The sequence below is a fragment of the Noviherbaspirillum sp. UKPF54 genome, from assembly GCF_007874125.1.
GTDB lineage: Bacteria > Pseudomonadota > Gammaproteobacteria > Burkholderiales > Burkholderiaceae_D > Noviherbaspirillum.
In genome coordinates this window covers 3,421,569-3,445,117 of sequence record NZ_CP040128.1, presented here as the reverse complement: position 1 = coordinate 3,445,117, position 23,549 = coordinate 3,421,569, and the positions used below count along the sequence as shown (strand labels likewise).

Below are 23,549 nucleotides of genomic sequence, written 5' to 3'. Positions count from 1 at the left end.
TGTTGTTTGATGATCGATGCGGACGTGACATGCGCAAATTCCGTTCCGGCCCGATGCCGGAGCAGTGGCATGCAATTTGCTGAGCTGAAGCCGGAGACATCAAACAGACCGAGAAGGCGAACATGAACAAACTGATATGGGGAGGAGCCGCCCTTTCCGCCGGCGCGCTCCTGCTGCCGCAGGCACAGGCGCAGCAAGACCGGCAGCTCGAACCGATCGTGGTGTCGGCCAGCCGCACCGAGCAGACGCGCTTCGACGCCCCCGCGTCGATCGACGCGGTGCAGGTCGATCCGCTGACGGCGGCTTCGCCGCTGGTGAACATGTCGGAGCTGCTGCCGGCCACGCCCGGCATCCAGATCCGCGAGCGGCAAAACTATGCACAGGATTTGCAGCTGTCGGTGCGCGGTTTCGGCACGCGTTCCACCTTCGGCGTGCGCGGCGTGCGCATCCTGGTCGACGGCATCCCGGCCACCATGCCCGACGGGCAGGGGCAGGCGGCGACCGCCACGCTGACCTCGACGCGCCGCATCGAGGTGCTGCGCGGCCCGGTTGCCCAGTTATATGGCAATGCCGCCGGCGGCGTGGTGCAGGTCTTCACCGAGGACCCGCCGCTGGCGCCGGCCGCGCCGTTCGCGCGCGCCTCGCTCGGCGCCGGCAGTTACGGGCAGCGCCAGCAGGACGTCACGCTGGGCGGCGGCGCCGCCCAGCTCGGCGCGCTGGTCGACGTGTCCCATTACGACACGGACGGCTACCGCGACCACAGCGCCGCCGAGCGCACCCAGGCCAACGCCAAGATCCTGTGGCGCCCGTCGTCCTCGACCACGGTGACCGGCATCGCCAACGTCTTCCGCCAGCCGCTGGCACAGGATCCGCTCGGGCTCACGCATGCTCAGTTCGAAAGCAATCCGCGCCAGGTGGCATCGGTGGCAAAAACCTTCGACACGCGCAAGACGATCGAGCAGCAGCACGCCGGCATCGTCGTGGCGCACAAGCTCGACGCGGTCGACAGCATCGATGCGCGCGTCTATGGCGGCACGCGCCAGGTGATGCAGACGCTGTCCTTCAGCGGCAGCGCGGCCAATTCCGCCGGCGGCGTGGTCGACCTCGACAACAGCTATCGCGGCGCCGGCCTGTCGTGGACGCACGCCACCCGCGTCAACAACCTGCCGCTGAACTGGACCATCGGCGTGGAAGCCGACGACCTCGACCAGACGCGGCGCGGCTTCGTCAACAACAACGGCGTGGCCGGCGCTTTGCGGCGCGACGAGCTCGACGGCGCCAGCAACGTCGACCTGTTCGGCCAGGCCGACTGGACGTTCGCACCGCAATGGAAGGCCAGCGCCGGCGTGCGCGCCAGCCGCGTGCGGCTGTCGGTCGACGACCACTTCGTCACCAGCGCCAGCCCCGACGACAGCGGCAGCGTCGAATACCGCAATACCAGCCCGGTGCTGGGCCTGACCTGGTTCGCCAGCGACAGCTTCAACGTGTACGGCAACCTCGGACGCGGCTTCGAGACGCCGACCCTGACCGAGATCGCCTACCGCGCCGGCGCCACCGGTCCCAACCTCGCATTGCGCCCGTCGCGCAGCACGCAGGGCGAGATCGGCATCAAGTGGCGCTTCGGCGCGCACAGCCTCGATCTGGCGCTGTTCGACGCGCAAAGCGACGATGAAATCGTGCCGCTGACCACCGACAACGGACGCTCGATCTACCAGAACGTCGACAAGGTCGAGCGCCGTGGCCTGGAGGCGAGCTGGCGCACCGACGCCGGCCGGTTCGGCACGCAGCTCGCCTACACGCTGCTCGACGCGCGCTTTCGCGAAAGCTACACGAGCACCCAGAACGGCACCGTCGCGGCCGGCAACCGCCTGCCCGGCGCACCGCTGCACAGCCTGTTCGCCCAGCTTGAATACCGCCCTGTGCCGAAGCTGACTACCGCCGTCGAGATGCGCATCGAGAGCAAGGCCTATGTCGACGACGTCAACAGCGACGCCGCGCCCGGCTACGCCGTGTTCAACCTGCGCGCCGGCAAGGAGTTGCGCGCCGGCCCGGCCACCTGGTACCTGTACGGGCGTCTCGACAACCTGTTCGACCGCAATTACGCCGGCTCGGTGATCGTCAACGATAGCAACCGGCGCTTCTTCGAGCCGGCGGCCGGGCGGCGGCTGTTTATCGGCTTGCGCGCCACGCTGTAGCCGCGACGACGCCGCGCGCTTCACCACAACAATGAAGGAGACAACATGACACCGCTCGTGCGTAGCATGCTGGGCACGGCAGCCGCATTGCTGCTGGCTGCAGGAACCGCCTCGGCCGCGCCTTTCGCCTACGTGCCGAACGAAAAGTCCGGCACCATTTCCATCATCGACACGCAAAGCGACAGCGTGGTCGCGACCGTTGCCACCGGCGGCAAGCCGCGCGGCATGGCTGTCGGCGCCGACGGCGCGATGCTGTACGTGAGCGACAGCGGCAGCAACGCGCTCCTGGTGGTCGACCTCGGCAAGCGCGCCGTCGTCGACCGCATCGCGCTGCACGAGTCGCCCGAGGGCGTGGGCATCTCGCCCGACGGGCGCTGGATCGTGGTCGCCAGCGAAATCAGCAACAGCGTCGCCTTCGTTTCGTCGGCCACGCGCACGCTGGCGTTCAGCGTGCCGACCAGGGGCAAGAATCCCGAGCACGCCGATTTCAGCCCGGACGGGAAATGGCTTTACGTCAGCGCCGAGGAAGCCGACACGGTCGACGTGATCGACGTGGAACAGCGCGCCCAGGTCAACGCCGTCACCGTCGGCCGGCGCCCGCGCGGCATCGGCTTCACGCCCGACGGCCGCCGCGCCTACGTGGCCGCCGAGATCGCCGGCACCGTGTATGCGATCGACACGGCGTCGCAGCAAGTCATCGCGCGCATCGCATCGGGCAACTACAGCAACGGCGTCACCATTCATCCGGACGGCAAGACCGTCTACGTATCGAACGGCAAGGACGGCACCGTCAGCGTGATCGATACCGCCGACAACAAGCTCGGCGCCACCATCCCGGTCGGCAAGCGGCCGTGGAACATGGCGATCACGCCCGACGGCGCCAAGCTCTACGTCGCCAACGGCCGGTCCGGCTCGGTGTCGGTGATCGATACCGCGTCGCGCCAGGTAATCAGGGAAATCAGCGTGGGAGAACTGCCATGGGGCGTAGTCATTCGTTGAGTTCGCCGGCGGCGTACGGCCTTTCCGCCGCCGCGCCGCGCTACAGCCTGCCTGCCATTGCGCTGCACTGGCTGATGGCGGCGCTGCTGCTGGCGCAGATCGCCATCGGCCTGTACATGGTCGGCCTGCCCAAGCGCACGCCGGCGGTGGCCTATTACTACGGACTGCACAAGTCGCTCGGGCTGCTGGCGTTCATGCTGGTCATGGTGCGCCTGTGGTGGCGCGGCAGGGCGCTGGCGCCGCGCGGCGACGGGCTGCATTTCTCGGCCTTGCAGGAAAAGGCGGCCCAGGTTTCGCATCGCCTGCTGTACGCCTGCATGGTGCTGATCCCGCTGGCAGGGTATCTGGCCTCCAGTTTCGGCAAGCATCCGGTGCGCTTTTTCGGTTACGCGCTGCCGCAGACCGGTTGGGAAAATCCGCTGCTGCAAGCATTTTTCCGTCAGTTCCATGCCGCGCTGGCATGGCTGTTGTGCGCGCTGATCGCGGTGCACGTGCTGGCGGTGGCGCGCCATCTGCTGACTTCCGGCGGCCTGGTCCTGCGGCGCATGCTGCCGCATATTGAACGCTAGAGGAAGCCAGTGAAAGCGATGAACTGGTCGAGAGCATGCGCCGGCCGGCGCCGGATCGCTGCGTTCATCCTGACGCTTGCCGCCTTCGCAAGCGTGTGCGTGCCGGCCGCAGCCGGCGTGCTGACGCGCGACATGCTGGAAAAGAAATTCCCGTCGCCGCTGATGATCGGCCAGAAGGATGACGCCATTCCCGTGTGGCCGGTGTTCCGCCAGAACGGCACCGCGACCGAGCTGGTCGGCTATCTGTTCGAGTCGATCGACTTCGCCGCCGTGCCCGGCTTTTCCGGCGTGCCGCTCAACCTGCTGGTGGCGCTCGATGCCGGCGGCGGCTTTCTCGACGTGCAGGTGATCTCGCACCACGAACCGGTCTTCCTCGACGGCCTGGGCGAGGCGCCGCTGCACAGGTTCGTCGGCCAGTACCGCGGCTTGTCGCTCAAGCAGAACATCGCGATCGATACAGCGCGACGCGACGGCGCCCGAGCGGACGGCGGCACCGTCCATATCGACGGCGTGGCAAAAGCCACCGCCTCGGTGCGCATCATCAATCAGAGCGTGCTGTCGGCGGCGCTGAAGGTCGCGCGCAAGAAGCTCGGCTTTTCAGGCCTGCGCGATCCGGACCAGATCGCCCGCGTGCGGCAGGACGTGAACGAAGCGCTCGACGCGCGAGCCCTGGCCGCCGAGGGGGTGTTCAAGCCGCTGGTGCTGCGCAACGCCGACGTGGAAAAGGCGTTCGCGGGAACGGCCGGCGCCGGCCTCGACGAGCGGGCCGCCGCGCATCCCGGCGAGCTGTTCGCCGACATGCGCTTCGCCTACGTGTCGGTGCCGTCGATCGGCCGCAGCCTGCTCGACGACGCCAGCTGGGCCCGGCTATCCGAGCGGCTGGAGCCGGGCGACCATGCCTTGCTGGTGCAGTGGCGCGGGCGCTACGGACCGGTGTCGGACGATTTCGTCGCCGGCACCGTGCCGGACCGCCTGATCCTGGCGCAGGGCGGGCTGCCGATCGAGATGCGCGACATGGACCTCGACCTGTCCTTGCGCCGCAATGAAGACGCGCCCGTGTCGACGAAGGTATTTCGCGTGATCAGCCAGGCCGGGCTCGACCCCTCGCAACCGCTCGATTTCGCGCTGCGCGTCACGCGCCTGAAAGGAATGATTTATCCGGAGCGCATCGGCCAGGACTTCGTGCTCAGCTATCGTCTGCCGCAGCGTTTTTATACCGTGCCGGACGGCGACGGCAAGTCATGGCTGCCGGTCTGGAAGCAGCGCTGGCGGGAAATCGCGCTCGTCGCGGCAGCGCTGGCAATCCTGTTTATTGCCCTGGCTAGGCAATCCGCGCTGGTGGCGAGCGCGCGCCGCCTTGCGCTGTTTCGCAACATTTATCTCGCCTTTACGCTGCTGTTCATCGGCTGGTATGCGCAGGGCCAGCTATCGATAGTCAACATCACCAGCGTCCTGCAGGCAGTGAAGGAAGGGCGCGGCCTGGGCTTTTTGCTGTACGACCCGGTCTCGGTCGTGCTTTGGGGCGGCGTGCTGGTGTCGCTGCTGATCTGGGGGCGCGGCACCTTTTGCGGCTGGCTGTGTCCGTTCGGCGCGCTGCAGGAATTTTCCGCGAAGCTGGGCCGATGGCTGCGCCTGCCGCAGCTGCGGCTGCGTAGCGCCGCCGACGCCAGGCTCAAGTCGCTCAAGTACGTCGTGTTGGCTGCCGTCGCCGGCAGCGTCTTCGCGGCGCCCGCCGCCACCGACCGGCTGGTCGAGTTCGAGCCGTTCAAGACCGCCGTCACGCTGCTGTTCGTGCGCTCCTGGCCGTTCGTGCTGTACGCGGCGGGGCTGCTGCTCGCCGGCGCCGTCTGCTACAAGTTTTTCTGCCGCTATCTGTGCCCGCTCGGCGCCGGTCTCGCGCTGCTCGGGCGCGTGCGGCTGTTGCCGTGGCTCGCGCGCCGCGCGCAATGCGGCAAGCCGTGCCAGACCTGCCGCCACCGCTGCGCCTATCAGGCTATCCGGCAGGACGGCGCGATCCGCTATGACGAATGCTTTCAGTGCATGGATTGCGTGGCGATCTATCACGACGACGGCAGGTGCGCGCCGCTGATGCTGGAAAAGAAGCGCGGCGCTGTCATTCCGATACGGCAGGTTTGAACAGGAGCCAAGATGCAGCGTCGAAAATTTCTGTCGGCAGGGATCGGGGCGCTGGCGGCCGGCGCCTTCCGCTCAAGCCGGGCGAGCGCGCCCGGTGCCTTCGAATCCGGCCTAGAGCTCGCGCCGGGGCGGCGGCTGTTCCGCGGCGCAGACCTGGCGTTCGGGACCACGGTCACGATCCAGCTGGTGCATGACAGCGAACGCGACGCGCGCCTGGCCATCGAGGATGCGTTTTGCGCCGCGCGCAACATCGATCGCCTGCTCAGCATCTACCGTCCCGGCAGCCAGGTCTACGAACTGAACCGCACCGGCAGCCTGCTGCGGCCCGATCCGCACCTGCTCACCGTGCTGTCGGAATCGCGCCGCCTGGCGCAGCTGAGCGGCGGCGCGTTCGATATCACGGTGCAGCCGCTCTGGTTCGCCGCAGCCGCCGGCGGCGACCGGCGCGCGGCGCTGGCGCTGGTCGGTGGCAGCCTGCAGTTCGACCGGCACCAGGTGCGGCTGCCGCGCGCCGGCATGTCCATCACGCTCAACGGCATCGCGCAAGGCTATGCGACCGACCTGGCGCTCGACGCGCTGCGCGCGCGTGGCATCCGCGACGCTTTGGTCGACATCGGGGAATTTTCCGGTATCGGTCGGCGCACTCCACAACAGCCCTGGCGCATCGGCATCCAGGACCCGCGACATCGCGACCGCCTGCTCGGCACGATGCCGCTCGAGGCGCGCAGCCTGGCGACCTCGGGCGATTACGAGACGACGTTCAGCGCCGATTTCTCGCGCCACCATATCGTCGATCCGGCCAGTGGCGAATCGCCTCCCGAACTGGCCAGCGTGACGGTCGCCGCCCCCAGCGCCATGCTGGCGGACGGCTTGTCGACGGCGCTGATGGTGCTCGGCACGGAGCGGGGCCTGCGGCTGGTGCGCGAGCTGCCGGGTGTCGACGCGCTGTTTGTCGACAAGGCCGGCGCCCGGAGGCAGTCTGAAGGATTTCAGTGGACGGCGACATGAGAAGGGCTTGCCCGGTCCGCAACCGGGCCGGACACCGCCGCACGACGGCTGGATGTCATTGCCGATTCCGCTTGCGACGGATGGGCAGGCCGCAAGGTTAAAATCGGCTTGGGCTCCCTTGCTTTGTTTTGCGCGACCAATCATTAATCAGACGATGATCACTCTTTATCACTGCATGTCCGCGAGATCGTTTCGCCCGCTCTGGATGCTGGAAGAGCTCGGGCTGCCTTACGAACTCAAGATGCTGCCGTTTCCGCCGCGTGTCTTTGACAAGGGATACCTGGCCATCAATCCGCTTGGGACCGTGCCCGCACTCCTCGACGGCGAAAACCGCATGACGGAATCGGCCGCGATGTGCCAGTACCTGGCAACGCGCTTGCCGTCGAAGGCAATGGACGTCTCGCCCGGCGAGCCCGGTTATGCGGCATATCTGAACTATCTCCATTTCGGTGAAGCGACGCTGACATTCCCGCAGACGCTGCTGTTGCGGTATGCCTATTTCGAACCTGCCGAGCGCAGGAATACGCAGGTGGTGAATGATTACACCAAGTGGTTCCTGGCACGCTTGCGGACCCTGGAACCCTTGCTCAGCCAGCATGGCTACCTGGCTGCGGACCGGTTCACCGCTGCCGATGTCTCGGTGGGTTACGCGCTTCTGCTGGCGCAGCATCTGGAGCTGACTGCGGGATTTACACCGGCGGTCCTGGACTACTGGGAGCGTTTGAAGGCGCGCGGCGGATTTGTACGTGCCATGGCGGCACAGCATGAGGCTGCCTTGGCCCAGGGTATCTCTACAATGCCGGCGCCGGATTTGCGCCCGTCCGGCCAATGAAAAGTTGACCGCACGCCGTCGACGCGCGACCCGGGCTGCCACGATTTGTACAAGATCGATGCGTGACGTATGATCCTCGGCTGTTCCAGCTATCGCCCGCTTGCCTGGCGGCGCATATCCATCGTGCTCACGTCTCTTGCCTCAACTTCCACGGCGCGGACCGGCAATGTCGCCGGCATCCTTGCCATCCTTCTCTGGAGCGCCACGGTCGGCCTGTTCCGCAGCATCGGCGAAGCGCTTGGCCCGGTCGGCGGGCCGGCGGTGATCTTTACCGTCAGCGGCGCGCTGGTGGTCCTGTTTACCTGGTTTCCCGCCGTCCGGACGATCGACCGCAGATACCTGCTGGTCAGCGGCCTGCTCTTCGTCGCCTATGAAATCAGCCTCGCGCTTGCCATCGGCTATGCGCACGACCGCAGCCAGGCGATGGAAGTGGGCATGATCAATTACCTCTGGCCCAGCCTGACCATGCTGTTCGCGGTGCTGCTGCGCCAGCAATTGGCTTCTTTCCGTCTGCTGGCGCCGGGCATCGCGCTGGCGTTCCTGGGCATCGTCTGGGTCATGAAAGGCAATGATGCGTTTTCCGCGGCCCGGCTCGCGGACAATTTCGCGGACAACCCGCTCGCCTATGCGCTTGCATTCCTGGCGGCTTTCCTCTGGGCGGCGTACTCCGTGCTGTCGCGCCGCTACGGCAACGGCAAGAGCGCGGTGGGACTCTTCCTGCTGGCCACGGCCGGCGTGTTGTGGTTTCGCTATTTTCAGAGCGAGCAGCCGCCGATGCACGTCAGCCTGCCGGCAGCGGTACAGGTCATGGTGCTCGGCACCTTCACCGCCACCGCCTACAGCGCCTGGGACGTCGGCGTACAGCGCGGCAGCATCGGATTGCTGGCGGTGCTTTCCTACTTCACCCCGGTCCTGTCGAGCTGCCTGTCGAGCGTCTGGCTTGGCGTCACGCCGTCCTGGACATTCTGGTTTGGGGTGGCGATGGTGACGACCGGCTCGCTGATGTCGTGGTGGTCGACCCGCCTGCCCGGGCGCCGTTGACGGGGCAATACTCTCGGAATCAGGCGATATTTCGCTGTTCAATCACCATCCAATACAGTGCCGGAAGCGCCTTCCTTTTGCGTGGCAGGCGCCTTTCTGCTCCGGCACGAATCAAATGCCGGCATGCTGCGCTTTTCACCTCGCTTTTCAAGGCTTCCCCCTCTGAGCTTTGACCGCCTGCGCGGCATGCACCGGCTTGCTTGCGGGACGATCTGATGCGGTGTTTTTTGCGTGTTCTGAATCTGTTTTTTGCATCGTTAAAGTCTGACAATCAGGTGCAATGGACAGGGATTACGACCTGCGTGCCCGGCTCCATCCCTACCCAGCAGATAACGATCATGAGTCAACCCGCCCAGACAGTGTCAGTCGTGAAGATGTACGCGCCACGCGAGCAGATCTATGCGAGAGCGGCGAACGGTGTGTATGCCAACTGGCGCTGGGCCGGCGTCTGGCTGACGCAACTGGTCTTCTATGGGCTGCCGTGGGTACCGTGGAACGGGCGCCAGGCAGTCCTGTTTGATCTCGCCGCGCGCAAGTTCTATTTGTTCGGCATCGTGCTATGGCCGCAGGATCTCATCTACCTGGCCTTGCTGCTGATTATTGCCGCCTTTGCGCTCTTCCTGTTTACCGCCGTGGCCGGCCGCGTCTGGTGCGGATTCTCCTGTCCGCAGACGGTATATACGGAAATATTCATGTGGTTTGAGCGCAAGATCGAGGGGGAGCGCAGCGCCCGCATGCGGCTGGACCGGCAACCGTGGTCGATTGCCAAGTTTTCGAGGAAGGCCGCCAAGCACGCCGTCTGGGGATTGTTTGCGTTGTGGACGGGGTTCACGTTTGTCGGCTATTTCACGCCGGCCCGCACGCTCGCGCTCGAGACCGCCGCCTTGGCGCTCGGGCCGTGGCAGTCGTTCTGGATTCTGTTCTACGGCTTCGCCACCTACGGCAATGCCGGCTGGCTGCGCGAACAGGTCTGCCGCTATATGTGCCCCTACGCGCGCTTTCAGAGCGCGATGTTTGACGCGGACACGCTCATTGTCAGCTACGACCAGAAACGCGGGGAGCCGCGTGGCGCCCTGGCGAAGACTGCCGCGAAGAGCGCGGCGGCGGGGGACTGCATCGATTGCTCCATGTGCGTGCAAGTCTGCCCGACCGGTATCGATATTCGCAAAGGATTGCAGTACGACTGCATCGGCTGTGCCGCCTGCGTCGATGCGTGCAATTCGGTGATGGACAAGATTGGCGCGGCGCGCGGCCTGATCCGCTTTACCACGGAAAATGCCCTGCGCGCCAATCTTGCCCCCAGACAGATCGCCGGTCGCGTACTGCGCCCGCGCGTGCTCATCTACACAGGCATCCTCGTGCTGGTAATGGGGGCATTCTGGGGCGCGCTGCTTATCCGCACGCCCCTGAAAATGGATGTCATTCGCGACCGTGGCGCAATGGGGCGCGAGGTGGAGGATGGCATGATCGAAAATGCATTCCGCCTTCAGATCATGAGCACCGACGAGCGCGCGCACCGGTACAAGATTTCAGTGGCGGGGATTGACGGCATTTCCCTGGCGACGCAGGACGAGGTTCAACTTCAAGGGGCGGAATCGCGCGTGGTCCCGGTGACGGTCCGCATTCCGAAGGATAAAGGAAAGGCGGGCTCCAACGCCGTGACATTTGGCTTGCAGGCGCAGGATGACGAGCGGTTGCAAGTGCAAGAAAAGGCAGTGTTTTTCGTGCCTCGCTAAGGCCTTGTATTCGATAGCAAAGCAGTGACATAAAGGACGTTCAAGATGATGATGGAAGCGACTTATGCTCCCGGGCATGCGCCGGCAGACGCGCTGCGCAAACCGGCACGCATGCCGGAACCGAACGCGCGGCAACTGCCGGGACGCATACCGGGGAACAAGGGGATCTGGGTCGGCATCACCTGCGAATTCGTCGAGTTCGCGTTGATGTTTTCGGTGTACTTCATCGCCAGGTATCACTACCCGGACGCGTTCCGGCAGGGGCCGGAGCTGATCTGGACCACGGCTGGCGCGATCAATACGCTGATCATGGTGAGCAGCAGCTTTTTCGTGGCTTGTTCGCTCGCCTCGGTCAAGAACGCGGAAATTCACCGCGCCAGGTTCTGGCTGGCGGCAGCCATCGTGACGGCGCTGGGCTATCCCATCGTCAAGCTGCTGGAAGTCGACTGGAACCTGGCGCACGGCATCGACGGCAAGGCCGGGATTTTTTATACCGTCTATTACTACCTGACGTTCAACCATCTCGTCCATGCGTGCTGGGGCATCCTGGGCATGTGCTGGGCATTCTTCAGGCTGTCGACGAACGCGTACTCGGCAGAACAGCATGACGGGCTCGAAGCGCTGGCCTGTTACTGGCACGCGACCGACATCATCTGGCTGGTCCTGTTTCCGCTGTTTTACGTATTGGCTTGAACATGAATCGAACTGAAAAAAAATCGCTGCCGGTGCCGGCCTGGCTGGCCCTGCTTGCGCTCACCGGCATCAGCCTGGTATTGGGGCAGAAGGTCGGCCATGCCTCCTGGATGCCTGTCGTTGTCGCCGCCGTCATCTGGGTCAAGGGCACCGTGGTCGCGCGATACTTCCTTGAATCCGGGAGCGCGCATCCGTTCATTGCCTGGCTGCTGCGCGTTTTCGTGGCCATTGCGCCGGCCGCATTGCTGCTCACGACGCTGCTCGAAAAATAATCGGTGCAAGCGGACCGAAGAAAGGAGCTAAAGCGCCTGAATAAGGAATGGCAGGAAAAAGGCGGTGAGAATGCCCGCCAGCCCCATCGCCAGCCCGGCGAATGCGCCCATCTCCTGGCTGATCTGCAGCGCCCTGGACGTGCCGATGCCATGCGCCGCCACGCCAAGGGCGAAGCCGCCCGCATCTGCGTCCGGAATCTTCAGCCCGCGCAGGATGATCTGCGCCATACAGGTGCCAAATATCCCGGTAAGCATCACCAGCGCGGATGTCAGCGAAGGGGAACCGCCGATCTTTTCGGTAACGCTCATCGCGATAGGCATCGTGACCGATTTCGCCGCCAGCGACAAAACCGTCGGGCGCGACGCTCCCAGTAATGCGCCCGTTCCCATCGCGACCGCGGCGGATGCGGCGGACCCGGCTGCCGCCGCGAACAGAAGCGCAAGCCAGTTGCGCCGGATGGCCTTCACCTGCCGGTATAGCGGAACCGCCAGTGCAACCGTGGCGGGACCGAGCAGGAAGTGGATGAACCGGACGCCGTCGGAATACGTCTGGTAGGGCGTGCCGGTGAGCCTTAGCACCGCCACGAGGATGGCCACGGATACGACCACGGGGTGAAGCAATGGAGTGAATCCGGCCCTTGCGTAAATGGCCTGCGCAAGCTGGTATGCAAGCAAAGTCGCCAGCAGCCATATCAGCGGCGAGGACGCCAGGAAGGACCAGAGGGTAGCCGGCGCTGCCGTCATTTTCTGAAGCGCCGAACGACGAATGCCGTGATCGCTATCGATACGGCGGTGCTGCTTGTCAGTGCAACGGTGATGGGAATCCATTCTTTGGCAATGCGCTCCATATGCAGCATGATGCCTACGGCGGCCGGGACGAACAGCAAGGTCATGTAACCAAGGAACCGGGTCGAGAATGTCGTCAGGCTCTGGTCTTCCGTGTCTCGCGCCAGCAGATGGAAAAACAGGAACATCATGCCGATGACAGGCCCTGGTATCGGGAGCGAGAGCTCGTATGCGACCGCCTCGCCCAGCGCCTGGAACAGGAGCAGCTTGATGAGGCTATTCATCATCGGAAGGCGATCTTCTGCGCGCCCGACATGTAGCGCGTCGGATCCGTAACGCCAGGGTTCCAGTATCGATTCATCGTCGTGGTTATTGGGGGTATTTGAACGGAATGCTCGAGGGGAGGGCCGCCCTGCGAACAGATTCCCTCGTTTGCGGGAGGCAGGAAGCGCCAGCCATTTCTCAGATGCTTTGCCAATGTAAAAAACGAGATTGGTAACGGTCAGTATGCGCCAACGCGTCGCTAAAAAACAGGATCAGAAACTGCCTAAAAAAGCAGATCAGAATTATTTTGAACATTCAGAAATTCTTGCTCGCTCCTGTACTTCGAGAGCTCTGCTATGGTGAAATGGAGCCATAACAAGGTGATGCGGAGCAGGAAAGCTTTGCTCCCATTTGCCGTATCAAGAGCGGCACATCGGAAAAGCTCATTTCTGCAATGAATACAAGGTTTTTATGAAACGCTATGAAGCGCTCGCCGAGGAAATTGCTCAGTCCATTCGCACCGGAGTGATGAAGCTGGGCGATCGCCTCCCCTCGGTTCGGCAGGCAAGTACGAGTCGCGGGGTCAGTCCCTCTACGGTCTTCGAGGCGTATTACCTTCTGGAGGCGCGAGGGCTGATCCGCGCGCGCGAGCGCTCCGGCTATTACGTGACCGCAGGGGCAAAATCGCTTCCGCCCGAACCGGACATTTCTTCCCGGCCGCTTGGGGACTCGACGAATGTCGACGTCAGCCAGCTGGTTTTCGATGTGCTCGAGTCGCTCAAGACGCGCGACGTCATTCCGTTTGGCTCAGCGTTTCCGAGCCCGTTGCTGTTTCCTCTGCAGCGGCTTGCACGTTCGATGGCTAGCAGCGTGCAGGAGATGGACCCGTGGGGCACGGTCGACGATCTGACGCCGGGCAATGCCGCGCTGCGCCGTCAAATCGCATTGCGCTACCTGGCTGACGGGCTGCACATACATACCGATGAAATCGTGATCACCAATGGCGCGCTGGAAGCGCTGAACTTATGTCTTCAGGCTGTGGCACGGCCCGGCGACTGCATCGTCATCGAGTCTCCGACCTTTTATGCGGCGCTCCAGGCGCTGGAACGCATCGGCCTGAAGGCGATCGAGGTGCCCACGCACCCGCGCGAAGGTGTCGACCTGGAAGCGATGGCTCTCGCGTTGGAACGTCACAAACCGAAGGCATGCTGGCTGATGACGAACTTCCAGAATCCGCTTGGCAGCTCGATGCCCGATGAAAAAAAGCAGGCGCTGGTTGAGCTGCTGGCCTCCCACGATGTGCCGTTAATCGAGGATGACGTGTACGGAGAGCTTTATTTTGGAAGCAGGCGACCCGTTTCCGCGAAAGCCTTCGATACCAAGGGGCTGGTCATGCACTGCTCCTCGTTCTCGAAATGCCTGGCGCCCGGCTACCGGATCGGGTGGGCTGTCCCCGGGAGATTTACCCAGCGCGTGGCGCGCTTAAAGGTCACCACGACGCTGTCCGCATCGGCCCCCGCGCAGGCCGCGCTTGCCGACTACCTGGCCAAGGGAGGATACGACAAGCATTTGCGCCAGCTGCGTCACGCGTTATCGGTGCAACAAAGCGCGATGGTGCAAGCCGTCGCGCGCCACTTCCCCAAGGGCACGAAGGCAACCCGTCCGAGCGGTGGATATTTCTTGTGGATAGAGCTGCCCGGAAAAATAAACACGCTTGAAATTCATAGGCAAGCTCTCTCGCTGGGAATCAGCATCGCGCCGGGGCCGATGTTTTCCGCGCATCGCGGATTTACGAACTGCCTTCGTCTTAACTATGGCCATCCGTGGGATGAGCGAGCGGAGGCGGCGTTGACGACTCTCGGTCGGTTGATCGCCGCAAACATGGATGCAAAAAATAGCCGCTCGTTCTAACGGAATCCGCCGCCGTATCTGGCTGACTGTGTGCCCCTTCGAAAACAGCGGCAGCTGACCGCTGCGCGGCTCTTAAATCACTGATTCCCTGCAGGTGCCGCTCCCGGTCCTGCACCCGCGCCTCGCCCCGGCCCCATGCCTCCCCGTGGCCCCATTCCTCGCCCGCGATGGGAACGGCCGGAAGGCGCATCTGGCAAGGTGACGCCTCGTTCCTTGGCCCGTGCCTGCATTTCCTTATGGTGCTCGGTCCGCAAGCGCTCTCGCTCTGCAGAAGTTTTTGCCGCGCGCATTTTCTCCCGGTAGGCGGCCCGCTCATCTGCAGTCATTAACTGGCTTCCGTAGATCGTGTCTGCCCGGCGCTTTGCCTGCTGGCCTGCTGAATTTGCAGAAGCGCTCGGTGAGGCGTTGGCGGCGCCTGTTGTCTGCCCAGATGCGATCAGCGGCGCCAAGGCGGCGACGCACATGAGAGCTCGAATGAAGTGACGAGACGGCATAATTTCCCCCTCAATAAATTCCGCTAAATGGCGGCTGTCCAAGAATGGCCCAGCTGGACACGATTTTGAATGACTTCGGTCAAGCGACGTAAAAGTCGGCTTCACTCGAGAGAGAAAGCCGGAAAGTATCTATCGTTGGTTCAGGTTAGGTTTCTTGCCGTGCTGGAGTTGTTCATCTGCTTGGCTTCTTAATGGAGTGGAAGCACGAGTGCGCTGCATTCTTTATCGCACGGCCTGCCTAACCCTGCGGTACAGATTCCACTTTCGCCTGTTCGGATATGACCTGGATGTGACGAGGTAATACCAGCTGCGCAACCATCCCGGCTTCCTCACGCGTCAGTAGCCGGAACTCGCCACCGAAGCGCTTAGCGATGGCTTCCACGATCGAAAGGCCAAGGCCGCTTCCGTGACCGGTTCCTTTGCGCCAGAAACGTTGGGCTGCGCGCGTACGATCGGCCTCGTCGAGGGCAGTTCCCTCGTCGAGGACGGAAAAACAGACCGATTCGGCCGAAGCGCTTATATGAAGCTTTACCGGTGATCCGGGCGGCGAGTACCGTAATGCATTGTCCAACAGGTTACGCAGGGCCGTGGCAATGAGTGTGGGCGACGCCAAAACGCCGATATCGCCATCCTGCGGATCTTGCACGAGACGGTTTTTTAAACCTGCGGGAATTTGGTCAATCGCCAGCCTCGCTATCTCTTTGGCTGTCGCCGTTTTCTCACCGCCAAATGCGAAGGGACCTTCGACGCGGGCCAATGTCAGCAATTGTTCCAGCGTGTGCTGCAGGCGTTGCACACCGGTTTCCGCATGTTCCAGGGAGACTGCATTCTGCTCGCCGGAAGTCAGGCGCGCGACCTGGAGATGCGTTTTGATGGCGGTGAGCGGCGTTCGCAATTCATGCGCCGCGTCCCCGGTAAAGCGCCGTTCACGCTCGATGGCACTCTGCGTCCTGTCCAGCAGCTGATTGATTGTCTGAACCAAGGGGGCAATTTCCGCTGGCAGCTTTGCGACAGGCAGCGGGTCCGTGGCATTAGGATTGCGCACCGCAAGAGCCGCGCGTATGGTGTCGAGCGGAGCCAGACCGCGTCGTATTCCAAGCCACAGCACGATCAGGCTGCCCAGCATTGCGATCACAAAAGGTATGGCCATCGCCAGCAAGATCCTGAACAACAGTGCTTGCCTCTTGTCGACCCGATCGGCCGTGGTGACGCGCTTGCCGCCTTGATCGAGCGTGTAGCTTCGCCACAGTTCTCCGCGCATCATGCGTGTGCTGTACCCGTTCGTTACCATGCCCAGTTCGGGAGGGCTGTTCTGGGTACGGGCCACGAGTCCGCCGTGCATCAGCCGTACTTCGCAAGCCACCCCATCCTTGGCCACGAGATCGAGCACGCTTTGCGGCGCGGTGGGGCCGGGGGCTGGCGTGTCCGGCAATTGCGCGACCAGTGCGGCAACCATGCGGGCGGATGCCGCAAGGCGTTCGTCCAGCGCAGCGCGGAAATTGCTCCGCACGTCGAGGAACATCCAGACGGATGCGGCGCTCCAGAGAATGGTGAAAGACAGTCCGATGATGACCATGAGGCGCAGGCGTAATGTCATGTCGCGGCTTCTCCCAGCCGGTAGCCCACCCCGCGTACCGTTTCGACGATGTGCGGTCCCAGTTTGCGACGCAGATGATGAATGTGGACATTGATCGCGTTGCTCTCGACCGCTTCGCCAAAGCCATACAGGCTATCCTTGACCTGCTCGGCGGTCAGTACCCGCTTCGGATTGCTCAACAGCGCTTCGAGCAAGGCCAGCTCGCGGCGGGATAGCTCGACTGCAGCCCCGTCAAGCGTCACTTGGCGGCTGTCCGCATCAAAACACAGCGCACCGTGCCGGATCACATTGGTGCTGCGTCCCGCAGTACGACGATGCAATGCCTGCAGCCTGGCGACAAGCTCGTTCAGGTCAAATGGCTTCAATAGATAGTCGTCCGCACCCGCCTGAAGCCCGGATACGCGATGTTCAACTGCATCGCGCGCAGTCAGTATCAGGATTGGCAGAGCGTGGCCGACGCGGCGCAGACGTTCCAGCAGCACCATTCCATCCTCGTCAGGCAGGCCAAGGTCGAGCACCACAATGTCGAAGTGCCCGGCCGCGATCGCTGCCTGCGCAGCCGAGGAAGAGTTGACATGGTCAACGGTCATCCCGTGCAAGCGGAGTCCCGCAGTGATCCCGCTCGCTACGAGCGCATCGTCTTCAATCAACAAAATATGCATGAGCTAATTTGAGCTGAGTCAAGGATTCAGTATGAGCCCGCGCGATTAAGCGGATGTTAACGTTGCCTTAATCCTTGCTGCATAGCATCGTTAAAGGGAGGTCCATCGAGGCGGCAGGTAATTATCCCGCAACTGTGCCCAAGGGCGCCGGCAGCGATGTCATGTTGGCCGGTAGTTCATCTGGTGCCGGTGTGGTTGCTTTTATCGCCACTGCATGCGCTTCCTGGAAAACATGTTAAAGAGGAAATTGATCATGAAACTGAGCCAAACGGTTTTGTCCATTGCCGGCATCATCTTGGCTTTCGCCGAACCGGCCAGTGGCGCGAATGCGGATGCTGCGTTGATCGCGCGTGGCAAATACGTGGCGCAGCTCGGCGACTGCGTGGCCTGCCACACTGCGCCAAACGGGCGGGAAATGGCGGGCGGCCTTGAACTCAAGACGCCGATGGGCACGATATATTCGACCAACATCACGGCGGATCGTGAAACCGGCATCGGCAAATATTCCTTTGAGCAATTTGAGCGGGCGATGCGAAAAGGCATCGCCGCAGACGGCCACAATTTGTACCCCGCAATGCCTTATCCGTCCTACGCGAAGATGAGTGACGAGGACATGCGTGCACTGTATGCGTACCTGACGGCAGGGCTGCCGGCGGTGCGGCAGCCTAACAAGCCGGCGCAGATGCGCTGGCCGTTCAGCATGCGTTGGGGTTTGTCGCTCTGGAACTGGGCATTCCTGGAGAATCAACCGTTCAAGCCCGATCCGGCAAAAGACGCGGCCTGGAACCGGGGTGCATACCTGGTGCAGGGGCTGGGACATTGCGGTGCCTGCCACACGCCGCGCGGCATTGCTTTTCAAGAAAAGGCAATGAGCGATGCCGGCTCCAGCGGCAAGCATTTTCTTGCCGGTGAAACGGTTGAGTCGTGGCGCGCGCTCAGTCTGCGCAATTTGTGGACCGTGGAAGACACGGTGCAGCTGCTCAAGACAGGGCAAAACCGGTTTGCTACCGTATCCGGGAACATGGCCGACGTCATTCATCACAGCACGCAGCATTTCTCGGATAGCGACTTGACTGCGATTGCGACTTACCTGAAATCGCTGCCGCCCGGCGAAAATGAACTGCCTATGTCATCGAAGCCGATTGCTCCGGCAACAGTGGCGTCAAAAGCGCCGAGCGGCTTGTACACAATGCGCGGCGGCCTTGGTTACACGCAGTTTTGCGTGGATTGCCACCGCCCGGACGGTGCCGGTGTAAAGAACATGTTCCCTCCGCTTGGCGGCAATCCTTCTGTGGCGTCAGCAGATCCGACCACGCTTTTGCACATCATGCTGACAGGCTGGAAAACCGCCGAGACGACTGCGCATCCACGCGTTTATACGATGCCTGGATTTGCGCGGCTTGCGGACCAGGAAATTGCCGAAATCCTGAGTTTCGTGCGCAAGAGCTGGGGCAACCAGTCCGCTCCGGTCACGGCGGCGCAGGTGAAGAAGATGCGCGCGGAGTTGAATCCGAAACCCGTCGACTCGTCGAAGTTCGACACCCCGCGCCTGGCCGACATGCTCGCGACGCCGAACGCAGACCAGCTTGTACGCGGCATGCGACTGCATCTTGAAACCAAGGCCTTGTTGCCGAATAACGTAGGCAATTCGCTGAACTGCACCAGTTGCCACCTGAATTCGGGGACAGTCGCCGACGGGTCACCGTTTGTCGGTGTGTCCGCCTTCTTCCCCAGCTACGCACCGCGCGCCGGAAAGATCATCACGTTAGAGGAGCGTATCAACGGGTGCTTCAAGCGTTCGATGAACGGCAAGCCCATCCCGGCCGATTCCGCGGAGATGAAGGCCATGGTCGCTTACTTCGACTGGATGAAACGGGAAACCAAACCGGGCGACAAGGTGGCCGGGCGCGGTGTCGGCAAGATAGATCCGGCCATCAAGCCGAATGTCGAGAATGGCAAGCAGGTGTACGCGAAACAGTGCGCGGTCTGCCATGGGGAAAACGGAGAGGGCTTGAAGCGTGAGGACGGCACGCCCGTGTTCCCGCCGCTCTGGGGCGACCAGTCCTTCAATATCGGCGCCGGCATGGCGCGCACGTATACCGCGGCGGCATTCGTCAAGAGGAACATGCCGATCGGCTTCCATGACAAGTTCCCGTTGGGGCAAGGTGGCCTGTCGGATCAGGATGCGGTCGATGTTGCCGAATATTTCTCGCACCAGCCGCGCCCGGACTTCCCGGACAAGGTCAAAGACTGGCCGAAGGACAAGAAACCGGCCGATGCACGTTATTAATGGATCTGGCTTCCACGCCGGTCAGTTCTCTCACGCAGCGGGACGCGCCCGGGACTCGCAGCGGGAGAGTCCCGGCCCGCGGCATCCCCATGCGCCTCATTTAATACTTCCTTAATTTAGCGCATATATCCTTGCAAGGTGAACTACCTGCAAGGATATTCATGCCGCGCTTTGGTCCGCAAAAAAAGGCTTCGACTTCATCATCAGGTGTCACCGCGTTCCAGTGGGAACGGCCTGGCTGCGTCATCCAGTCGGCGGCATGATGGATACGATAAGCCTGGGGCCATTCGTGCTTCCCGCCGCATTACTTCTGATTATCGGTGCGATGGCCGCGAGCCTTGCGGCCGGCTGGTGGGCCGGGAAATCCCGAGGGATTGATGTCGAGCCGAGCCTCTGGAAAATACTCGTGGCGTCCCTCGTCGGAGCCCGGGCGGCATTCGTTTTTCTTTACTCCGATCTGTACGCTAAATCTCCCTGGAGCGTCCTCGACATCCGTGACGGCGGTTTCGTCGTGTCCGCTGGCTTACTGGCACTGATCGTGTCCAGCGCCTATTTCATACACCGTCAACGGGCAGCCTGGATACCGCTGCTGAATGCAGTAGTAACCGGCACCGCCTTCTGGGGTATGGGTCTGGCCGCGTTAACACTCGCCAAAGCCGCGGTGCAGGAGCTGCCGCGCATCGAGTTGGCGCGACTGGGAGGCGGCACGGTCCCGATCAATTCCTTCATTGGAAAACCCCTGGTCATCAACATGTGGGCGACGTGGTGCCCTCCATGCCGGCGCGAAATGCCGGTACTGCGCGATGCTCAAGGCCATTACAAGGATATTGTTTTTATATTTGCCAATCAGGGTGAAGCCGGCGACACGGTAACCCGGTATCTCCAATCCGAGCGACTCTCCCTCGATAACGTGTTGCTGGATGCCACGATGAGCGTGGGGCGTGAGACAGGTTCGCTGGCATTGCCGACCACCTTGTTCTTTAATGAAAAGGGCGTGCTCGTTGGGCGGCGGGTGGGAGAACTGTCCGCGGCCAGTCTGTCCGACAGGCTCCGCTCGCTGCGCTCCGATTCGCCGCGGTAGCGCACATCATTCGGCGGATGGAGGGAGACTTATGGAGCAACGGCCAATGGCACTGCGCATACTGATTCACGCCCCGACGCCAGCATCGCTGGTCCGTGCCAGAAATAATGCAGCCAACCTGCTGCGCGAAGCGCCCGATGCGCAAGTCCGCATTATTGTTAATGCAGAGGGCGTCAGCGCAGCACTGGATTCACCGAGATCGGATACCGACCATCTAACGCTGGTGTGCGCAAACACCTTGCGGAAATTGGGACGTACGGCGCCGGAGCCACTGCAACCTGTCGCAGCCGCGATTCTTGCCATCGCAGAAATGCAGCGCGATGGCTGGAGTTATATCCGTGCATGAACGGTGCCCGCCAGGGTGAACATGCAAGCAAGAAAACAAAATAATAAATTGGAGGATGACAACGATGAATGGAAGCTTCATCAATAGATACCACTATTCGAATCGAACATCTGCCGCCCGCGCAATTCCGGAGCTGCCATCGAGGGAGGCAATGATCGCGAACCGCCATTTCCGATTTCCTCAATGGCTCTCCGGTATTGTCGGCATAACTGCCATGGCGGTATTCCCTGTCCTCTCCCACGCGCAGAACAATTTGGGTGCATCGATTGTTGCCAACGGAAACTCTAACGGGGTGCCGGCCTGCGCCAGCTGCCACGGCGTCAACGGCGAAGGCAATGCCGCCGGAGGATTTCCCCGGCTCGCCGGCCTCGGCGCAACCTATCTCGAATCGCAGCTGAACCACTTCGCAGACGGAACGCGGAAGAATGTGGTGATGGAACATATCGCGAAGCAATTGGCTGTGGACGAACGTAAGGCGGTCAGCGCGTATTTCGCCGGGCTGCCCGTGGCGCCCGCCGTCGCGCTCTCCGATGAGAAGCTGAAGGAGCAGACCGGCGCATGGCTTGCAACCCGCGGGGGCTGGGATGACACTCTGCCTGCATGCGTGCAGTGCCACGGACCCGGCGGTGTCGGAGTCGGAGACGCGTTTCCGGCAATTGCAGGGCAGTCGATCGATTACATCGCGGCCCAACTGCACGCCTTCAAAAACGGCACCCGATCCGGCGGGCCAATGAATCTGATGAGGGCCGTCGCGCAAAAACTGTCGGATGCCGATATTGCCGCCGTCTCCAGGCACTTCGGTGCTGCTTCCGCAGTTGCTTCGCAAACCTCACCTGCCCGGAGGGAAAAGTGACGAAATTGTTTTTCCCTGTATCGAGGGCGAGCCTTCTGGCACTGGTCGTGTTTGCGGCGAGCCAGCCAGAATCTGTAGCCCAGTCCAAACCGGCGGCAGCCGCGCCTGGCCGCGTCACTGTTTTCAATCCGCCATCCGCCGGCAGCATCCCCGACGATGAGTTCGGCAAGATAGTGCGGCAAGGTGAACAAATCTTCATTGATACTCAAAAAAATGCCAGCCAATTCGTCGGTAACAGTCTTAACTGCGTGAACTGCCATCTCGACGCCGGCCGCAAGGGAAATGCCAGTCCGCTGTGGGCGGCATACATTTCGTATCCGGCTTACCGCAGCAAGAACAAGCATGTGAACACGTTTGCCGAGAGATTGCAGGGATGCTTTCGCTTCAGCATGAACGGCAAGGCGCCTGCGCCCGGCGATCCGACACTCGTCGCGTTGGAAACCTATGCGTACTGGCTGGCGACCGGGGCGCCGGTAGGGGGAACTGTGGAGGGACGCGGTTATCCCGAAGTGGCGAAACCTGCCCAGCCGGCAGACTATGCCCGTGGAGAAAAGGTCTATCAGCAGAAATGTGCGCTTTGCCACGGCGCTGACGGGCAAGGGCAAGCCAGTGCCGGCAAGACCGTATTCCCACCGTTGTGGGGTGACAAATCCTTTAACTGGGGCGCCGGCATGCATGACACCAAGAATGCTGCTGGCTTTATCAAGGCGAATATGCCGCTGGGATTGGGCGGGACACTGACGGATCAGGAAGCGTGGGACGTCGCCCTGTTCATGGATAGCCATGAAAGGCCGCAGGACCCGCGCTTCAATGGCTCCGTTGAGGAAACGAGAAAGAAATACCACGATTCGCCAAGCTCAATGTACGGCAAAAGCGTGAACGGACACGTATTGGGGGCGAAATAGGCGGAGCGCAAATACGCGAGTCCATGAGTCGGCGAGAATCGGGATTCTGCTTTTTCGCCGGCAGCCTTTATGCGCCGGCACTTCGCAGGTTTCGTTGTAAAACGCTGGAAATTTTCAGGAGGCTGTATGTTGCGTTCATCTTTATCGGCGGCTCTTTTAGGTTCGATGCTGGCATTGGGGAGCGCCGCGCCCTCGGTCATGGCGCAGGCAAATTCACCTGGTGCTTCGTCCACGACGACCAGGCACCGTGTCGTGTTTCAAGTCAGTGATGGCGACGCGGGAAAATGGGAGCTGGCGCTAAATAACGTAAAGAACCTGCAGAAAGAAGCCGGCAACGACAAAGCCACGATTGAAATCGTCACTTATGGCCCGGGAATCGGCATGTTAAAGCGCGATTCCAAGGTGGCCCAGAAAATCCAGGACGTGGTGTCGTCGGGCGTCAAAGTTGTGGCATGCGAAAACACCATGAGTGCAATGCGTTTGACCAAGGACGATATGCTGCCCACTATTGGATATGTCCCCTCCGGGGTTTTCGAAGTAATGAAAAAGCAGGAAGAGGGCTACGCCTACATCCGCCCGTAGCCTCGCGCCGTGCAGGAATGACCCAGGGCCTGGATAGCGCATATCCGGCCTCTCAAGCAGCGCTGCCTTGGCGCGCAGGAACTGCTTGCGGTACAGGACATTGGCTTCCCCCCGACGGATTCACGGACACGTTGCGCATATGTGCATAAGCTGCACAGAGCCTCATCGACCGGGTGTGAGGGAAGCACACGTCTGCGGCATTTCTCTGCCTTTCTCTTAATGGCGTCTTAATCGCCGACCTCTACACTTCACCTGCCGAACACAGTTGAAATGAGCTGCACGATCGCTGGCGGAGTG

The 23,549-nt window shown here is 62.1% G+C and carries 21 protein-coding genes; 17 read left to right on the top strand and 4 right to left on the bottom strand.

Features of this window, described 5'->3' with window-relative positions:
- Nucleotides 1–122: 122 nt before the first annotated feature.
- From FAY22_RS15915 to FAY22_RS15870, 10 genes are all read left to right on the top strand, one after another.
- Nucleotides 123–2,195, top strand: a complete 2,073-nt coding sequence (locus FAY22_RS15915) for a TonB-dependent receptor (protein WP_146331119.1) — start codon at nt 123–125, stop codon at nt 2,193–2,195.
- A 45-nt stretch (nt 2,196–2,240) separates the two neighbouring features.
- Complete coding sequence (locus FAY22_RS15910) at nt 2,241–3,194, top strand: beta-propeller fold lactonase family protein (RefSeq protein ID WP_246860533.1); 954 nt, start codon at nt 2,241–2,243, stop codon at nt 3,192–3,194.
- Complete coding sequence (locus tag FAY22_RS15905) at nt 3,173–3,763, top strand: cytochrome b (RefSeq protein ID WP_146331118.1); 591 nt, start codon at nt 3,173–3,175, stop codon at nt 3,761–3,763. Before FAY22_RS15910 ends, FAY22_RS15905 begins: the two co-directional genes overlap by 22 nt.
- An 18-nt stretch (nt 3,764–3,781) precedes the next feature.
- Nucleotides 3,782–5,899, top strand: a complete 2,118-nt coding sequence (locus FAY22_RS15900; protein WP_146331117.1) for a 4Fe-4S binding protein — start codon at nt 3,782–3,784, stop codon at nt 5,897–5,899.
- A 12-nt stretch (nt 5,900–5,911) separates the two neighbouring features.
- On the top strand, nt 5,912–6,907 hold the full coding sequence (locus FAY22_RS15895) for an FAD:protein FMN transferase (RefSeq protein WP_146331116.1): 996 nt from the start codon (nt 5,912–5,914) through the stop codon (nt 6,905–6,907).
- 154 nt (nt 6,908–7,061) lie between these two features.
- Nucleotides 7,062–7,739, top strand: coding sequence for a glutathione S-transferase family protein (locus FAY22_RS15890; protein WP_146331115.1), 678 nt, complete (start codon nt 7,062–7,064; stop codon nt 7,737–7,739).
- A 69-nt stretch (nt 7,740–7,808) separates the two neighbouring features.
- A complete protein-coding gene (yddG, locus tag FAY22_RS15885) occupies nt 7,809–8,780 on the top strand; it encodes an aromatic amino acid DMT transporter YddG (protein WP_146331114.1) in 972 nt (323 codons plus the stop codon).
- A 338-nt stretch (nt 8,781–9,118) separates the two neighbouring features.
- The gene (gene ccoG, locus FAY22_RS15880; RefSeq protein WP_146333482.1) at nt 9,119–10,516 is read left to right on the top strand and encodes a cytochrome c oxidase accessory protein CcoG; all 1,398 of its coding nucleotides are present in this window, start codon (nt 9,119–9,121) and stop codon (nt 10,514–10,516) included.
- A gap of 45 nt (nt 10,517–10,561) precedes the next feature.
- Nucleotides 10,562–11,209 (top strand): cytochrome c oxidase subunit 3 family protein, encoded by a 648-nt coding sequence (locus FAY22_RS15875; RefSeq protein WP_210411835.1) that lies wholly within the window; start codon nt 10,562–10,564, stop codon nt 11,207–11,209.
- A 2-nt stretch (nt 11,210–11,211) separates the two neighbouring features.
- Nucleotides 11,212–11,481 (top strand): hypothetical protein, encoded by a 270-nt coding sequence (locus tag FAY22_RS15870; RefSeq protein WP_146331113.1) that lies wholly within the window; start codon nt 11,212–11,214, stop codon nt 11,479–11,481.
- Nucleotides 11,482–11,508: 27 nt separating this feature from the next.
- Here the strand turns inward: FAY22_RS15870 and FAY22_RS15865 are convergent, their stop codons facing one another.
- Nucleotides 11,509–12,225, bottom strand: coding sequence for an LrgB family protein (locus FAY22_RS15865; protein WP_146331112.1), 717 nt, complete (start codon nt 12,223–12,225; stop codon nt 11,509–11,511).
- Nucleotides 12,222–12,554, bottom strand: a complete 333-nt coding sequence (locus FAY22_RS15860) for a CidA/LrgA family protein (RefSeq protein WP_146331111.1) — start codon at nt 12,552–12,554, stop codon at nt 12,222–12,224. The genes FAY22_RS15865 and FAY22_RS15860 overlap by 4 nt, the downstream gene beginning before the upstream one ends.
- Nucleotides 12,555–13,002: 448 nt before the next feature.
- Between FAY22_RS15860 and FAY22_RS15855 the strand changes: the two genes are divergently transcribed.
- Entirely contained in the window at nt 13,003–14,442 is a 1,440-nt protein-coding gene (locus FAY22_RS15855) for a PLP-dependent aminotransferase family protein (RefSeq protein ID WP_146331110.1), read from the top strand.
- 732 nt (nt 14,443–15,174) lie between these two features.
- Here the strand turns inward: FAY22_RS15855 and FAY22_RS15845 are convergent.
- The gene (locus tag FAY22_RS15845) at nt 15,175–16,533 is read right to left on the bottom strand and encodes an ATP-binding protein (protein ID WP_146331109.1); all 1,359 of its coding nucleotides are present in this window, start codon (nt 16,531–16,533) and stop codon (nt 15,175–15,177) included.
- Nucleotides 16,530–17,195, bottom strand: coding sequence for a response regulator (locus FAY22_RS15840; protein WP_146331108.1), 666 nt, complete (start codon nt 17,193–17,195; stop codon nt 16,530–16,532). The genes FAY22_RS15845 and FAY22_RS15840 overlap by 4 nt, the downstream gene beginning before the upstream one ends.
- A gap of 253 nt (nt 17,196–17,448) precedes the next feature.
- Between FAY22_RS15840 and FAY22_RS15835 the strand changes: the two genes are divergently transcribed.
- The 6 genes from FAY22_RS15835 to FAY22_RS15810 all read left to right on the top strand — a co-directional run bounded on the left by FAY22_RS15835 (nt 17,449) and on the right by FAY22_RS15810 (nt 23,252).
- A complete protein-coding gene (locus FAY22_RS15835; RefSeq protein ID WP_146331107.1) occupies nt 17,449–19,485 on the top strand; it encodes a c-type cytochrome in 2,037 nt (678 codons plus the stop codon).
- 259 nt (nt 19,486–19,744) lie between these two features.
- Nucleotides 19,745–20,566 carry a TlpA disulfide reductase family protein gene (locus FAY22_RS15830; RefSeq protein ID WP_146331106.1) on the top strand — a complete coding sequence of 274 codons (822 nt, stop codon included), beginning with the start codon at nt 19,745–19,747 and terminating at the stop codon, nt 20,564–20,566.
- Nucleotides 20,567–20,612: 46 nt separating this feature from the next.
- Nucleotides 20,613–20,912 carry a hypothetical protein gene (locus FAY22_RS15825; RefSeq protein ID WP_246860532.1) on the top strand — a complete coding sequence of 100 codons (300 nt, stop codon included), beginning with the start codon at nt 20,613–20,615 and terminating at the stop codon, nt 20,910–20,912.
- 64 nt (nt 20,913–20,976) lie between these two features.
- Nucleotides 20,977–21,765 (top strand): c-type cytochrome, encoded by a 789-nt coding sequence (locus FAY22_RS15820; RefSeq protein ID WP_246860531.1) that lies wholly within the window; start codon nt 20,977–20,979, stop codon nt 21,763–21,765.
- Nucleotides 21,762–22,670 (top strand): c-type cytochrome, encoded by a 909-nt coding sequence (locus FAY22_RS15815; RefSeq protein WP_246860530.1) that lies wholly within the window; start codon nt 21,762–21,764, stop codon nt 22,668–22,670. The genes FAY22_RS15820 and FAY22_RS15815 overlap by 4 nt, the downstream gene beginning before the upstream one ends.
- Before the next feature lie 126 nt (nt 22,671–22,796).
- Nucleotides 22,797–23,252 (top strand): DsrE family protein, encoded by a 456-nt coding sequence (locus tag FAY22_RS15810; RefSeq protein WP_146331103.1) that lies wholly within the window; start codon nt 22,797–22,799, stop codon nt 23,250–23,252.
- Nucleotides 23,253–23,549 lie beyond the last annotated feature (297 nt).

Excerpts from the sequence above, each read along its gene's own strand:
- FAY22_RS15855 (WP_146331110.1), top strand. The coding sequence starts at position 13,003 with ATGAAACGCTATGAAGCGCTCGCCGAGGAAATTGCTCAGTCCATTCGC.
- FAY22_RS15875 (WP_210411835.1), top strand. The coding sequence starts at position 10,562 with ATGATGATGGAAGCGACTTATGCTCCCGGGCATGCGCCGGCAGACGCG.
- FAY22_RS15900 (WP_146331117.1), top strand. The coding sequence starts at position 3,782 with ATGAACTGGTCGAGAGCATGCGCCGGCCGGCGCCGGATCGCTGCGTTC.
- FAY22_RS15910 (WP_246860533.1), top strand. The coding sequence starts at position 2,241 with ATGACACCGCTCGTGCGTAGCATGCTGGGCACGGCAGCCGCATTGCTG.
- FAY22_RS15810 (WP_146331103.1), top strand. The coding sequence starts at position 22,797 with ATGTTGCGTTCATCTTTATCGGCGGCTCTTTTAGGTTCGATGCTGGCA.
- FAY22_RS15845 (WP_146331109.1), bottom strand. The coding sequence starts at position 16,533 with ATGACATTACGCCTGCGCCTCATGGTCATCATCGGACTGTCTTTCACC.
- FAY22_RS15905 (WP_146331118.1), top strand. The coding sequence starts at position 3,173 with ATGGGGCGTAGTCATTCGTTGAGTTCGCCGGCGGCGTACGGCCTTTCC.
- ccoG (WP_146333482.1), top strand. The coding sequence starts at position 9,119 with ATGAGTCAACCCGCCCAGACAGTGTCAGTCGTGAAGATGTACGCGCCA.
- FAY22_RS15820 (WP_246860531.1), top strand. The coding sequence starts at position 20,977 with ATGAATGGAAGCTTCATCAATAGATACCACTATTCGAATCGAACATCT.
- FAY22_RS15840 (WP_146331108.1), bottom strand. The coding sequence starts at position 17,195 with ATGCATATTTTGTTGATTGAAGACGATGCGCTCGTAGCGAGCGGGATC.
- FAY22_RS15860 (WP_146331111.1), bottom strand. The coding sequence starts at position 12,554 with ATGATGAATAGCCTCATCAAGCTGCTCCTGTTCCAGGCGCTGGGCGAG.
- FAY22_RS15835 (WP_146331107.1), top strand. The coding sequence starts at position 17,449 with ATGAAACTGAGCCAAACGGTTTTGTCCATTGCCGGCATCATCTTGGCT.
- FAY22_RS15830 (WP_146331106.1), top strand. The coding sequence starts at position 19,745 with ATGATGGATACGATAAGCCTGGGGCCATTCGTGCTTCCCGCCGCATTA.
- FAY22_RS15895 (WP_146331116.1), top strand. The coding sequence starts at position 5,912 with ATGCAGCGTCGAAAATTTCTGTCGGCAGGGATCGGGGCGCTGGCGGCC.
- FAY22_RS15825 (WP_246860532.1), top strand. The coding sequence starts at position 20,613 with ATGGCACTGCGCATACTGATTCACGCCCCGACGCCAGCATCGCTGGTC.
- yddG (WP_146331114.1), top strand. The coding sequence starts at position 7,809 with ATGATCCTCGGCTGTTCCAGCTATCGCCCGCTTGCCTGGCGGCGCATA.
- FAY22_RS15870 (WP_146331113.1), top strand. The coding sequence starts at position 11,212 with ATGAATCGAACTGAAAAAAAATCGCTGCCGGTGCCGGCCTGGCTGGCC.
- FAY22_RS15865 (WP_146331112.1), bottom strand. The coding sequence starts at position 12,225 with ATGACGGCAGCGCCGGCTACCCTCTGGTCCTTCCTGGCGTCCTCGCCG.
- FAY22_RS15915 (WP_146331119.1), top strand. The coding sequence starts at position 123 with ATGAACAAACTGATATGGGGAGGAGCCGCCCTTTCCGCCGGCGCGCTC.
- FAY22_RS15890 (WP_146331115.1), top strand. The coding sequence starts at position 7,062 with ATGATCACTCTTTATCACTGCATGTCCGCGAGATCGTTTCGCCCGCTC.